The sequence below is a fragment of the Umezawaea sp. genome (assembly GCF_036375055.1).
In the GTDB taxonomy this organism is placed as follows: Bacteria; Actinomycetota; Actinomycetes; order Mycobacteriales; family Pseudonocardiaceae; genus Umezawaea.
In genome coordinates, this window is the sequence record NZ_DASUSQ010000046.1 from 315835 (window position 1) to 329122 (window position 13288).

The window sequence follows — 13288 nt, forward strand, 5'->3', positions numbered from 1 at the left end:
CTGGCTTCAGGATGGTCTGGTCCACGATCCGCACGGCGAACTCGCGGGGCACGTCGTGTTCCTCGGAGGCGGCCCTCGGGGCCACGAGCTCGATGTTGTTTCTCCCTGAAGGTCGGAAGCCGACCGCGCTGGAGAGGGCGCTCGGTCGGCGAGGTGTCCACGTCATCGAACCACCTGACCTACGAGCCGACCGACGTCGAAACGGGCCCACCGCGGGAATTCCGCGGTGGGCCCGTCGTTCACGGTGTTCAACAAACGTGGTCGTACCACGCGTTGTGAACGTCACCGGCCCCGCCGATGTCGTACGTCCCGTACGTCGGGATCTTCTTCCACCCGTCCGGCCCACCACTACCGGCCGGGTAGTGGTCGACCCAGATGAAGATGCAGGTGGTGTCGCAGTGCGAGTACCACGCCGTCCAGACATCCTTGTAGAAACCGCACACCAGGACATCCTGGTCGTCGGTCGCGGCCTGGACGGGCTGTTGGACCGAGATCTCCTGCGACACCTGCTGGACGGGGACCTCCTGATCAGCCGCCTGACCAGGGGCCACGGTGTAGAAGACCGCCAGCAACATTCCCGCGATCACGACACCGACACGTTGGAGTTGGCGCATCTGGGGACACCCACCTTCCTGAAATCGAGTCCCGATCAGGAACTCGTCGATTGACCGCCCCAGTTCTACGCGACCGGCATTCTTTACGGTCGACCCGCGGACATGAACAACCAATCCGCGAGATCACTGCCTGGTGACCTGCCTGGATGAATGCCCACTGCTACCACCGATGCAGACCCACCAAGTCGGCGACCAGCTACCACCCTCGAACCAGCAACACCTCGCCCTCAGTGCACGACCCCGACATTCGCAGCGCTTCTAGAGGTTCCCGTGCGACGGCTGTTGGTGAATCCTGAATTCGGGAACACCGGCGAGTTGAACTCGGAACATGATGTGGCTCCGGCGGAGATCACCTCCATCTGCTCCAGACCACTTCCACCACCCGGTCGCCGCCGTTCTCGAACTCCTCAGGAAATCCCACGCAGAGACGGTTCTCGACAACCACGCCACCACGACAAAACAAACACCGCCCCACGTGCCGAACCCCCCTCCGCGGCCAAGGAAAAACCGCACCACAGCAACTGAGGACCGTGCGACCCACCTGGCCATCCGTCGATGCGGGGGAACACGGTCGCTAGGGTTCCGCGGGTGCCGTTCACCCTTGCCCACCCCGCGGCGATCCTCCCCTTCTCCCGTGGTCCGCTGGTTCCGTCCGCACTGGTGATGGGATCGATGGCGCCGGACCTGACGTACTACGTCCCCCTGCCGTGGCTCGATCCCACCGGCACGCTGCTCACCCGCACCCACCACGCGTCGTCGGTGTTCTGGCTCGACCCGTTGCTCGCCCTGGTCCTGCTCGTGGTGTTCCACGTGCTGCTCAAACGGCCCGTGGTGGCGCTCCTGCCCCCGGCCGCCGCGGGGCGCGTGTGGCGGTCCGCGGAGCGGTTCACCTGGCGGCGGGCAACCGCGGCGTGGTGGATCGCCGTTTCACTGGTGATCGGGGCAGCGACTCATGTGGCGTGGGACCGCCTGGGCGGCGCGTTCGGTGAGGATCACTCGCCAAAACTGGACCTGGCCGGCGGTGTACTGGGTTTCGCCGCGCTCCTCGTCTGGACGTGGCGCTGGTGGCGGGCGACGTCGACGCAACCGATCCCGACCGGTCTGCGGCTCCCGGCTCGGCTCCGCACGGTGGTCTGGAGCGCAGTGGTGGCAGCGCCTCTGGTGCTGGGCACTATCGGCGCGGTGAGCGGGGTCCGGCAACTCATCGCGGCCGATGAGATGGACCACTCCGACCTCCCGCCCGACATCATTCCGCCGACGTGGACCGGGAAGGACATGGCGGAGCTCGCGGTGAGGCAGTTCGCCGTGAACGGTGTCGCCGCCCTCTGCGTCGTGCTGGCGATCTACGCCGTTGGCTGGCACCTGAGCCGTCTTGCCACCCGTGGGCGTGGCTCGACCGGACCAGGTCCGGGAGGTGGGGCGCCGCCGCCACGCGACGTCCCGCGATCCTGCTGACGATGACCTCGCAACCCGGTCAGGCAGGGAGCCGCCTCATCCTGCGCAGCCGTTGGCTTCGCCGTTCAGGCCACGTCCGACCGAACCGCGTCCCGCACCGCACCCACCACGGGACCGGCACCGAGGCTCCGCGCCAACGGGAATGGCGACGAGCGTGTTGTGGTCCGGTGGCGGACACGACGGGTCCCCGAACGGCGGCCAGCCATGCGGGTGACCGAAATACAGTTCACACCGATGTTTGTCGCTGGGCCGATCGGATCTGTCACGGAGAGTCCCAACGGCCCAGCAGAAGAGGCTTTCAGCCTAGTCAAAAAGGTCTTTTGGCCACTGCCTGAAACTCTTCCCCGCGCAGAGCATGTATGCCCGATCACCATCCAATTTCCACAAGGAAGCGATCGGAAAGCAAATGCCTTCGCGCAACGATCCGGCCCTGCTCAACGATCGAGAAGAGGCATACATCCGCGATAGAGGCGGCACTGCCCAGAGTTAGCCGCCGAAATGGAGTTGCTCATGCGCAGGAAGTTTTATCGACGATTACTCAGATCGGTGGGTGCCGTCGCGGCGGCCCTGACCTTCATGGTCGCGGGCGCGACACCGGGATGGGCGGTGGCCCCGGCCAACGACAACTTCGCCAACGCCCAAGCCGAGACCGGCTCGTTCACCGACAGCCTCAACACCGCCGACGCGACCACCGAGTCCGGCGAGCCGCTGAACCCCTCCTGTACGGCCTTCACCCTTGAGCACACGGTGTGGTACGGGTTGACGGTCAGCGCGGGCTCCGGAGTTGTCGCCAGCACGGCGGGATCGGACTTCGACACCGTCCTGGCCGTCTACACCGGCGCGAGCCTAGGATCGCTCTCCGAGGTCGCCTGCGACGATGATGTCAACTTCCCGGACCTCACATCCCGGGTGGAGTTCACCGCGAGCACGTCCACGACCCACTGGATCCAGGTAGGTGGTCTCGACACCACTGCCTCCAGCGGCAACCTGGCCCTCGACGTGATCGTGACCCCGCCGGCGGGTGCGGACATGTCGGTATCGATAGCCGAGTCGGCCGACCCGGTCGCGCTGGGCGGCGACAACCTCACCTACACCCTCAACGTGGCCAACTCCGGCCCCTCCGGAGCGACCGGGGTCACCGCCAACACCGCCTTCTCCGGCGCGTCGGCGGGCATCGTGTCCGCCACGTCCAGCCAGGGCTCGTGCGGCATCAGCGCCCCCAACGTCAACTGCTCGCTCGGCGCGGTCGCCGCGTCCGGCTCGTCCACCGTGACCATCACCGTCACCCCCGCCGCGACCGGCACCATCACCGCCACCGCGACCGTGGACGCCACCGAGAGCGACCCGACGCCGGGCAACGACACCGACGCCGAGTCCACCGCGGTGAACAACGCGCTGGGCTGCACCATCGTGGGCACCAACGCGGGCGAGACGATCACCGGCACCAACGGCGCGGACGTGATCTGCGCGCTGGGCGGCAACGACACCATCAACGGCCGCAACGCCAACGACACCATCTACGGCGGTCCCGGCAACGACTCCAGCTACGGCGAGGACATCCTCGGACTGCTGGACAACGGCGCCGACACCCTCTACGGCGGACCGGGCAACGACACCCTCGACGGCCAGAACGGCAACGACACCCTCATCGACCACGACGGCGCCGACACCCTGTCCGGCAGCCTGGGCAACGACACCGTCGACACCCAGGACGGTGTCGGCGGCGACACCGCCAACGGCGGCCTGGGCACCGACACCTGCACCACCGATCCCGGCGACGCCACCTCCGGCTGCTGAACCACCCCCACACCCCGCCGCCCTGGCCACCCGCCAGGGCGGCGGGCCCCCACCCGAACGCCCCCGGAACGCCACCCGGAGATCACCCCGCAACCTCGGATCGCGTACGAGCGGCTCCACCTGACCGACGCTGCCCACCACACCCAGCTCACCGCGTCGACCGCGGCCGTGACGGCGTTGATCCCCGCGGCCGTCACCAGCGTCAGCGGCGAGCACTGGAACACCACGTCCGCTTCTCTCCACAAAGGACCCCAGTCTGGGTTGAGGTGCGCCGGAGTGACGTCGTCGTGGTCGGCGGCCAAGGTAGGCGGCAGGGTGGTGGTGTCGTCGTCCCGGATGGACATTCCGAGCCCGGAACCGTTGTCCCGGCCACTGTGCGCGGTTCCCAGATCGTCGACGACCGTGATGGCGCCCTGATCGCCGGGCTCGAGTCGGGTGTGCGCGTCGGTGGTGCTCACCAGTTCGACGCGGTCTTGCGGTGTGCACTCGCCCGCCTCCGCCCCGCCGCGCCTGACCCGCCGGCGGGGGCCGGCCTTCCGGCTTGACCTGGAGCGCGCTCCAGGTCCTAGCGTCGGAGGCGTTCGCCAGCCCGCCAAGCACCGTCCGGTTCGCCGGGCAGGAGGAGTACCCGCGCATGATCACCCGAACCACGCTCGGCTCGCCCGGTCTCACCGTCAGCACGATGGGCCTGGGGTGCATGGGGATGAGCGAGAGCTACGGCGCCGCCGACTGGGACGGCGGCCTGGCCACCATCGACCGGGCCCTGGAGCTGGGCATCACGTTCCTGGACACCGCCGACGCCTACGGCACCGGGCACAACGAGGTGCTGGTGGGCCGGGCCGTCCACGGCCGCCGGGACCAGGTGCGGCTGGCCACCAAGTTCGGCATCGACCGCAGCGCCGGCGACCGGGCACGCCGCATCCGCGGTGCCCGCGACTACGTGCTGCGCGCCTGCGACGCCTCGCTGCTGCGGCTGGGCGTCGAGGTGATCGACCTGTACTACGCCCACCGCCCGCCCCAGGACGTGGAGATCGAGGAGACCGTCGGGGCGATGGCCGAGCTGGTCGAGGCGGGCAAGGTCCGCCACCTGGGCCTGTCCGAGGTCAACGGCGAGTTGCTGCGCCGGGCGCACGCGGTGCACCCGATCACCGCGGTGCAGAGCGAGTACTCGCTGTGGACCCGCGACGTCGAGGCGGTCACCCCGGTGATGGCCGAGCTGGGGGTCGGGCTGGTGCCGTACTCGCCGCTGGGGCGGGGGTTCCTGACCGGCACCCTGGACCGCTCCACGCTGGGCGAGAAGGACCTCCGGCGCACCAACCCCCGCTTCGCAGGCGAGGCGGGCGAGGCCAACGAGAAGATCGCGCACACCGTGCGCGAGGTGGCCGACCGGCTGGGTGCCACCCCGGCCCAGGTGGCGCTGGCCTGGGTGCACGCCCAGGCCGAGCGGCTCGGGGTGGCGGTGGTGACCATCCCGGGCACCCGCAGCCCGGCCCGGCTGGAGCAGAACGCGGCCGCGCTGGAGCTCACCCTGGACGCCGAGGCGCTGGCCGCGCTGGACCCGCTGAGCGACCAGGTGGTGGGCGAGCGCTACACCCCCGCGCGCACCGCTGAGATCGCTCGGGATTAGCCGGTGGGCTCGACGCGCCCGCGAAGTGGTCGATCGTCGGGCGGCGAGCCGGTGTCCTCATCATCGCTGTCGTCCTCGGGGTCGCAGACGAAGGTGCACAGCGCGGTCCCACCGGGACGGGTCTCTTGGCAGAGCAGCGAAACGGCCGGCATGACCGCGATCAGCGCGCTGACCGGGTCGACCGGTCGGCGGTGTGACTCCGGGACTGCTGCCAGGTGTCCGCCGGCCCGGCTGGGAACCGTCCTCCGAGGAGGGTGTCGGCCGGGGAAGCCGGGTAACTCCGGCTGCCGCTTCATCCGCGCGACGAAGCCGGTCGTTCTTCAGCGTTGAGCGCTGGACGTGGGCCGCGGTGAACACAACTGGTTCCGGAGATCACGGTTGGCGCGGCGGAGTTTCGCGTTCCGGGCGGCAACTGGTCGTAGCGGCTCGACGTGCGCGGACCTGGAGCTGGTGGGGTGGTCCGGGCTGCGCCGATCTCGCCGGCGACGTCGGGGAAGTTGCGCCGGAACGTGGTACTGCTCAGTCCGAACCGGCGGGCGAGCGCGAGGACGCTGGGGCGGTTCCGTTCTCGTCGCAACGGCCGGTGAACTCGGCGAGGGCCTTGTGAACCTGTGCCTTGGTGGGCAGGACTGCGTGCCGGCACGGGCGTAGGCGAACTCGGTTCGCAGGGTTTTACCTGCCGAAAACTCATCCGTCCAGGTGACAGCGAGTCCACAAGGACCGGTGCACGGATGCAGTCGTGATCATGCCGCGGCGGATGAGCACGGCATGATGACCAGCCGTGCTGCTTCGGCCTGCCTACCTCAGCGCGACCAACGCGTTCGCCCCACCACACCTGCTGCCCATGAGCGGCCGGGACGAGGACGTGAAACCCTGGTGCCACGACACCAGGATTTCACGCTGAAACGCCAACCGGGCAACACCCGGCCGCGGTTCTCCCCCACCATCGCCTGGTCGGCGAACCGAGCCGAACCACACCCGGAGCCGCTGATGACCGTCGTTCCCACCACCCTCTCCCCCGCCGCGGTGACGCATGGCTGACGCCGGGCGGCGCGTTCGACTGCTGGACCGGGGGTCGTGGCCCGAGACCCAGCGCGTCGCGGAGATCCTCCGCAAGGAGACCGTGGGCGGTGTCCTGCTCCTCATCGGCGCCGTGCTCGCACTCGTGTGGGCGAATTCGCCCTGGTCCTCCGCCTACGAGGCGTTGCGTGACGTGCGGGTCGGCCCTGCCGCGCTGCACCTGGACCTCACCCTGGCGACGTGGGCCGGGGACGGCCTGCTCGCGATCTTCTTCTTCGTCGCCGGCCTGGAGCTCAAACGCGAGTTCGTCGCGGGCGACCTGCGCGACCCGCGCAGGGCCGCGGTGCCGGTCGCCGCCGCCGTCGGCGGTGTCGTCGCGCCCGCCCTGATCTACACCGCGGTCAACCTCGGCAACCCGGCGGCGTTGAGCGGCTGGGCGATCCCGACCGCCACGGACATCGCCTTCGCGCTGGCCGTGCTGGCCGTGATCGGCCACCACCTGCCGTCCGCGCTGCGCACGTTCCTGCTCACCCTGGCGGTCGTGGACGACCTGCTCGCCATCGTGATCATCGCCGTCTTCTACACCCGCGAACTCTCCATCATCCCGCTGGCACTGGCTCTGCTCCCGCTCGCGGTGTTCACCTTCCTGGTGCAGCGCCGGGTGCGGTCGTGGTGGCTGCTGCTCCCCCTGGCCGCGACGACCTGGGCGCTGGTGCACGCCTCCGGCATCCACGCCACCGTCGCCGGGGTGCTGCTCGGCTTCGCCGTCCCGGTCATCCGCAAGCACGGCACCGGGCCAGGCCTCGCCGAGCACTTCGAGCACCGGTTCCGGCCGATCTCGGCCGCCGTGGTGGTCCCGGTGTTCGCGTTCTTCGCCGCCGGCGTCACCGTCGGCGGCTTCGGCGGCCTGCTCACCTCGCTCGCCGACCCGGTCGCGCTGGGCATCGTGCTGGCGCTCGTGCTCGGCAAGACGATCGGCATCACCGGCGCGACCTACCTCGTGGCCCGGTTCACCCGCGCGGAACTGCACGACGACCTCGCCTGGACCGACGTCATCGGCCTGGCCGTGCTGGGCGGGATCGGGTTCACCGTCTCCCTGCTGATCGGCGACCTCGCCTTCGGCGCCGGCAGCGAGAGCGACGAGCACGCCAAGATCGCGATCCTCGTCGGCTCCCTGCTCGCGGGGCTGATCGCCACGGTCGTCCTGCGCGCCCGCAACCGGGTTCACCGGCGGATCTGCGCCGAGGAATCGGTCGACGCGGATCAGGACGGGATTCCCGACGTGCACCAACGCGAGGACTGACGGCCTCCGGCTCAGTGGCCGCGCACCGGTTCGCGCGTCCAGTCGGTGTCACGGAGCGGGAGTCCCCGCTCGGTGCACGCCCTCACGAGCGTCGACCGCGGCGGTGACGCCGTTCTCACGGCGTCGCGGCTGCTGGTCGCCGCGGGCATGGTCGACCGGCGGCAGAACCCGGCCACGCGCCGTGAGGTGGTGCTGGGGCTGACCGCCGCGGGACACGAGGTCGTGCGCGGTGCCACCGAGCGGCGGCGGTCCGAGATCGCCGAGATCGTGGCCCGGATGCCCCAGTCCACGCGGCACGGCTTGGTCGAGGCGCTGCTCGCCTTCACCGAGGCGGGGGACGAACCGTCCGCGGGCGCCGTACCGGGCGATGTGGGGTGGTTCTGACGGTTCAACCGCCGGGGGCGCTTCCCCGCAACTCCACGAGGTGGTCGTCGGGCAGCAGGTGCGCTGCTTCGGGTTCCTCGCACCAGAGCCGTTGGCCGTTGCGCAGCACGGCCAACACCCGTGGACCGAACTGGAGCGGGTCACGGCCGATCTCGGTCGAGCTGACCGGCCGCAGCGCGACGACCAGGTCGTCGGCGTGAGCCGAGGCGTCGATGAACGGGCCCAGCAGATCGGGCCAGAAGACCGGTCGTCTGATCGTTCCACCCGCCAGTTCGTCGGAGACGATCCCGCGGGTGGCGCCGAGGTGGGTGGCCAGTGCGCTCGCACGCGCCTCGCGCACGACGGTGATGATCGCCGACCTGGTCGCTCGCCGGACTGCCGAGGTGACCAGCACGCCCGCCTCGTCGCTGTTCACCGCGATCACGACGCAGAGCGCCACGTCGACGTCGGCGCGGCGCAGGACTTCGCCGTCTCCCCCGTCGCCCTCCACCACGACAGCTCCGTCGTGGGCCGCGATCCGAGCACGGGACCAGTCGGGTTCCACGACCACGAGGCTCGTCGCGGACGCCAGTTCCACGAGGGTCAGCGCCGCCCGGCGCCCGGTCTCGCCGTAGCCGATGACGACGACACGACCGAACATCCGTTCTCCTCCACGACGGCGGGTGAGCCCGCGGCACGGTGGGGCTCGTCACCACCGTCGCACCGCACCCGCACCGGCGCACCTGAAGATCTGCTTGCGCTCGCGGACCGCCAACCGCATCGTCAGCCACTCGTCAGGTCAAATCCGGCGTCGTCAACCGACGATGGGATCAACAACGTCGACGAACGGAGGGCACCATGACGGCACTGGTGCAGCGGTCGGACCACCACACGCGGGTCGTCTCGGGAGAACTGCTCACCGAGTTCCGAGGTGTGCTCACGACCTCGACGATCGCCGAGGTCGTGGCCGTCGCTCGTCACGACCTGGAGGGGCAGATCGTTCCCGAGGCTCTGCAGGAGATGCTGCACCGGCTCGCCCACCACAGGTTGAGCGCCCTGTGCGACTCGAACCGGTGACCACGCGGTTCGGCGTTCACACCTCGGGTCCGGTGCTTCGGTTCCACAGGAACGATCCCGTGCTGACGGCGACCCGTGGAGAGAGCAGGTCCTCGACGCCCGTCAGGACGTCGACACCGCCGTGATCGCTCGCACGAGACGCGCGGTCATCGCACCCTCACCTCCATCCGGCGGAAGACCCTGACTCCGACGTACCGGACCACGGTTTCACCGGGAACCCAGATCAGTGACCTAGGCGAACGTTACGCTCCCGTTACGTCCGCGACGTGGTGGTGACCGCCGCATTGTGCGTCACCCTCGACGCCCCGAACCTTGCGATCGTCTTGCGATCCAGCACTCGGCCCCGCTCGACCGGTCGACACCTCCTCGGTCGGGCAAGCTGTCGAAGCAGACGATCCGGGACAGGAGGGCCATGAACCACCGCGTGCTGCTCGTCGAGGACGACGAACGGATCCGGCAGGTCCTCGTGCTGGCGCTGGGCGACGAGGGCTTCGACATCACCGACGTCGTGTCCGGTGAGGACGCGCTGCGCGAGCTGGAGTCCTCGTCGTTCGACGTCGTGCTGCTCGACCTGATGCTGCCCGGCGTGGACGGGCTGGACGTCTGCCGCACGCTGCGCTCCCGCGGCGACCTGCCGATCATCATCGTCACCGCTCGCACCGACACCACCGACGTCATCGCCGGACTCGAAGCGGGCGCCGACGACTACGTGACCAAACCGCTCGTGGCCAGTGAGCTCGCGGCCCGCATCCGCGCCCTGCTGCGCCGCCGAGGCGGAGGCAGGGTGGACAACCTGCTCCGCGTGGGCGATCTGGAGATCCGCGTGGACGAGGGAGTGGTGCACCGGGACGGGGTGCCGGTGCACCTGACCAGGACCGAGTTCCAGGTGCTGGTCGAACTGGTGTCGGCGGCGGGCCGGATCGTCACGCGAGAGCAGCTGCTGGAGCGGGTCTGGGGCTACGACTACTTCGGCGACACCCGGTTGCTCGACGTGCACATCCGCAGGCTGCGCCGCAAGATCGAGAAGGATCCCGACGAACCCAGGCTGCTGCTGACCGTGCGCGGCTCCGGCTACAAGGTCGATCCGGCCCGATGACGACCGAGCGGGTGGGGTGAGCCGTGCGCGTGTCGTTGCGGTGGCGGGTCGCGACCGTGCTCGGACTCGGCTCCCTGCTGGTGACCAGCGTGCTCGCGACCGCGACCTGGAACCTCGCCTCCGGGTACATGTTGCGCCAGCGCGAGCAGAGCGCCGTGCGGCAGGCCGAGGTCAACGTGCTTCTGGTCGACGACTCCCTGCGACGCGGGTCCGACGGCCTGGACGACCTGCTGACCGGCCTCACCACCGGTCCCGACTCCACGATCCTGCTGTTCCGCGACGGCCAGATCCTCAGCAGCGGACGGCCGGTCGACCCGACGGCACTGCCCGCCAGGCTCGTCGAACTGGCTCGCGAGGGCACACCGGCCCGGCAACGGCTCGTGATCGACGGGATCCCCGCCATCGCCGTCACCCTGCCGGTGGCATCCGGTGAAGCCGTGTACCTCGAACTCTTCCCGACCCTCCAGCTGGACCGCACCTTCCGCTACCTGAGCAGCCTGCTCGTGGCGGGCACCCTGCTCAGCGCCCTGCTGGGTTTCCTGCTCGGGTCGTGGGCGAGCCGCAGAGCGCTGCGCCCCCTGACGGAGTTGACGAAAGCCGCGTCGCGGATCGCGGGCGGCGACCTGCGGGCCCGGCTGCCGGAACGAGCGGAGCCGGACCTCGCACCACTGGCCACGACGTTCAACGCGACCGCGGACGCCCTGGAACAGCGGGTGCTGCGCGACGCGCGGTTCGCCAGCGACGTGAGCCACGAGCTGAGGTCGCCGCTGACGACGATGGTGAACGCCGCTGAAGTGCTGCGGCGTCGGGCAGAGCTGCGAGGCCCACCGGCGAAGGCGCTGGACCTGCTGTCGTCCGAAGTGGACAGGTTCGCGCGGATGGTGGTGGACCTGCTGGAGATCTCCCGCGCCGACCAGGTCACCGACGACCGGGCACTGGAACCCGTCGACGTCGGCGACCTCGTGCGCAACATCATCGCGACCCGCTCCGAACCCGCGATCGACGTCACCGTCGACCAGGACGCTCCCCTGGTCCTCGTCGACCGCCGACGGCTGGACCGCGTCGTCGCCAACCTCCTGGACAACGCCGAACGGCACGCGGGAGGAGCCATCCGCGTCGCCGTGACGCACCACGACTCCGTGGTGCGGCTGGAAGTCGACGACGCCGGCCCCGGCGTCCCCCACGACCTCCGCGACCGGATCTTCGACCGCTTCGCCCGCGGCACGCGCTCCGGCAGCCGCGGCACCGACTCCGGCAGCGGTCTCGGCCTCGCCCTGGTCGCCCAGCACGTGCAGCGCCACGGCGGCGCGACCTGGGTCGAGGACCGACCGGGTGGCGGCGCTCGCTTCGTCGTCGAGATCCCGGAGGCAGAACGATGACACGCTCCGCAGTAGCGGCGCTGATCGTGACGGGCGTGCTGGCGGCCGGGTGCGGGGTGAGCGCCCAGGACGAACCGGAACCGCTCGAAACGTCGTCGGTGTTCCCCGAACCCATGCCCACCCTGACGCAGCAGCCTGATCGACCACCGACCTCACCGTCGTCACCGGTGTCCACCGGCTCGTCGCCCCGAACGACGTCACCAGCGGCGGACGGGTGAGCACCGACGCCCTGGCAGGTCAGCGAGGTGTGAACGCGATGGCGGGCAACGACCTCGCCGCGTCGTCCCCGCCGCCGTCGGCGGGAACGCCCAGCACCCGCGCCAGGCGACGCCACGCGCGCGGGTGGTCACGCCGGTAGCTCCGCAGCACCTCCGCGACCTCCTCGACCGGCAGGTAGCGGTGGTCCGGTCCGATCCACGTCCGCTCGCCCACCCGGAGTTCCAGCGCCGGAGCCGCGCGGAGGTTGCGGTACCAGTCCGAACGGTCACCCCAGCCTGCCACGACCACCACCTCCGGCACGTCGGGCGAGTAGCGCGCGACCTCGACCACGACGTCGCGCCGCAGGCCGGACCGCCTGCCCGTGTGCGCCAGGTAGGCGAAGCGGTGTCCGAGCACACGCCCCAGCCCCAGCCGGTAGAGCAGGACCGGCGCGCGGAACAGGTGCTTGACCAGACCGGACGGCCTGCGATCGACCAGACCCACGACACCACCTCGACGCTGCGCCACCTGACGACGACGGGACGACAAGAGGCCGCCGCGCGGCTCTACACCCCGCAGCGGAAGCAGTGGTGCGGTCCGACAGCCCGATCGCGACCACCCCAGCCCGCCCCGCTCGCACGCTCCCACAGATCCTCCCACACCGACGGGGGTGGGTCTCCGCTGTCGCAGGTGCGACCGCAGTGATCGCAGATCAGGATCAGGGTGGATTCGTCGTGGTCGCCGGGAATCGCGGTCACAGTGCGGTTTTCATCTCTTTCACGCAGGGAACGTGCTCCGGACGGGGGTCTGCCGCGCCCCGTGCGGCAGACCCCTGGTCTCGCACCGGGGATTGTCGTGGTGGCCCGCCCTACTGTCGCCCACATCGCGCCCCGTGAACCTTGCGATCATCTTGCGATCCCCGCGGTGATCGCGACGAGACCGTGGAACGGCGGTCGACCGTCGACCGGGAGAACGTGCCGATCCAGTGGCACAGCGAGACCAGCACCAGCTGCACCGGCGTTCTTCGGGCCCTGCGCGTCAGCGGTGAGCGGGAGGACCGCGGTCGCGTGTTCACGGTGGCGGCCGATCCCGCGGGCGCTGGTGGCGCGACCGCCGCCAGGTCGGCGGTGCTCGTGTCCTCGGTTTCACCGGACCTGTGAGACGCCACGGCCGTGCACCCCTCGCGACCGCGAGCGTCTCGGACGGGGTGCCGATCTGGCTGTCCCGATCAGGGCGGAGTTCGCGGGACGCTTCTCGCCCATGAGCCTCACACGACGCGTGACGCGGCGTGCGCGGGCGCCGGGGGGCAGGCCGAACCCGGAGAAAGTCTGAACCAAGAACTTCTTGCCTGGGAATTTC

13 protein-coding genes and 1 pseudogene are annotated in these 13288 nt (G+C 70.1%); 9 read left to right on the forward strand and 5 right to left on the reverse strand.

Annotation, left to right across the window (positions count from 1 at the left end):
* Positions 1-248: 248 nt before the first annotated feature.
* Positions 249-614, reverse strand: a complete 366-nt coding sequence (locus tag VFZ92_RS14720) for a DUF6355 family natural product biosynthesis protein (RefSeq protein WP_330876465.1) — start codon at positions 612-614, stop codon at positions 249-251.
* 555 nt (positions 615-1169) lie between these two features.
* Here VFZ92_RS14720 and VFZ92_RS14725 point away from each other — a divergent pair.
* Both VFZ92_RS14725 and VFZ92_RS14730 read left to right on the forward strand, forming a co-directional pair.
* Positions 1170-2069 (forward strand): DUF4184 family protein, encoded by a 900-nt coding sequence (locus VFZ92_RS14725; RefSeq protein WP_330876466.1) that lies wholly within the window; start codon positions 1170-1172, stop codon positions 2067-2069.
* Between the two features lie 510 nt (positions 2070-2579).
* A complete protein-coding gene (locus VFZ92_RS14730) occupies positions 2580-3866 on the forward strand; it encodes a calcium-binding protein (protein WP_330876467.1) in 1287 nt (428 codons plus the stop codon).
* 329 nt (positions 3867-4195) lie between these two features.
* On the opposite strand, the pseudogene VFZ92_RS42475 reads toward VFZ92_RS14730, so the two are convergent.
* Positions 4196-4324: pseudogene (locus tag VFZ92_RS42475) on the reverse strand (DUF4314 domain-containing protein); the annotation flags it as partial.
* A gap of 176 nt (positions 4325-4500) precedes the next feature.
* Here VFZ92_RS42475 and VFZ92_RS14735 point away from each other — a divergent pair.
* The 4 genes from VFZ92_RS14735 (at position 4501) to VFZ92_RS14750 (ending at position 8200) form a co-directional block, all read left to right on the forward strand.
* Positions 4501-5493: an aldo/keto reductase gene (locus VFZ92_RS14735; protein WP_330876468.1), complete on the forward strand. Its 993-nt coding sequence runs from the start codon at positions 4501-4503 to the stop codon at positions 5491-5493.
* 781 nt (positions 5494-6274) lie between these two features.
* Positions 6275-6397, forward strand: a complete 123-nt coding sequence (locus tag VFZ92_RS14740) for a hypothetical protein (RefSeq protein WP_330876469.1) — start codon at positions 6275-6277, stop codon at positions 6395-6397.
* A gap of 129 nt (positions 6398-6526) precedes the next feature.
* Positions 6527-7816, forward strand: coding sequence for a Na+/H+ antiporter NhaA (gene nhaA / locus VFZ92_RS14745; protein ID WP_330876470.1), 1290 nt, complete (start codon positions 6527-6529; stop codon positions 7814-7816).
* 72 nt (positions 7817-7888) lie between these two features.
* Positions 7889-8200, forward strand: a complete 312-nt coding sequence (locus tag VFZ92_RS14750; protein WP_330876471.1) for a hypothetical protein — start codon at positions 7889-7891, stop codon at positions 8198-8200.
* Positions 8201-8204: 4 nt separating this feature from the next.
* Here the strand turns inward: VFZ92_RS14750 and VFZ92_RS14755 are convergent, their stop codons facing one another.
* The gene (locus tag VFZ92_RS14755; protein ID WP_330876472.1) at positions 8205-8840 is read right to left on the reverse strand and encodes an NAD(P)-binding protein; all 636 of its coding nucleotides are present in this window, start codon (positions 8838-8840) and stop codon (positions 8205-8207) included.
* Positions 8841-9037: 197 nt separating this feature from the next.
* Here VFZ92_RS14755 and VFZ92_RS14760 point away from each other — a divergent pair, with 197 nt between their 5' ends.
* The 3 genes from VFZ92_RS14760 to VFZ92_RS14770 all read left to right on the forward strand — a co-directional run bounded on the left by VFZ92_RS14760 (position 9038) and on the right by VFZ92_RS14770 (position 11731).
* Complete coding sequence (locus VFZ92_RS14760; RefSeq protein WP_330876473.1) at positions 9038-9256, forward strand: hypothetical protein; 219 nt, start codon at positions 9038-9040, stop codon at positions 9254-9256.
* Between the two features lie 412 nt (positions 9257-9668).
* The gene (locus tag VFZ92_RS14765) at positions 9669-10352 is read left to right on the forward strand and encodes a response regulator transcription factor (protein ID WP_330876474.1); all 684 of its coding nucleotides are present in this window, start codon (positions 9669-9671) and stop codon (positions 10350-10352) included.
* Positions 10353-10375: 23 nt separating this feature from the next.
* Positions 10376-11731, forward strand: a complete 1356-nt coding sequence (locus VFZ92_RS14770; RefSeq protein WP_330876475.1) for a HAMP domain-containing sensor histidine kinase — start codon at positions 10376-10378, stop codon at positions 11729-11731.
* Between the two features lie 237 nt (positions 11732-11968).
* On the opposite strand, the gene VFZ92_RS14775 is transcribed toward VFZ92_RS14770, so the two are convergent.
* A complete protein-coding gene (locus tag VFZ92_RS14775; RefSeq protein ID WP_330876476.1) occupies positions 11969-12433 on the reverse strand; it encodes a nitroreductase family deazaflavin-dependent oxidoreductase in 465 nt (154 codons plus the stop codon).
* A 364-nt stretch (positions 12434-12797) separates the two neighbouring features.
* Positions 12798-13097, reverse strand: coding sequence for a hypothetical protein (locus tag VFZ92_RS42480; protein WP_414719894.1), 300 nt, complete (start codon positions 13095-13097; stop codon positions 12798-12800).
* Between the last annotated feature and the right edge of the window lie 191 nt (positions 13098-13288).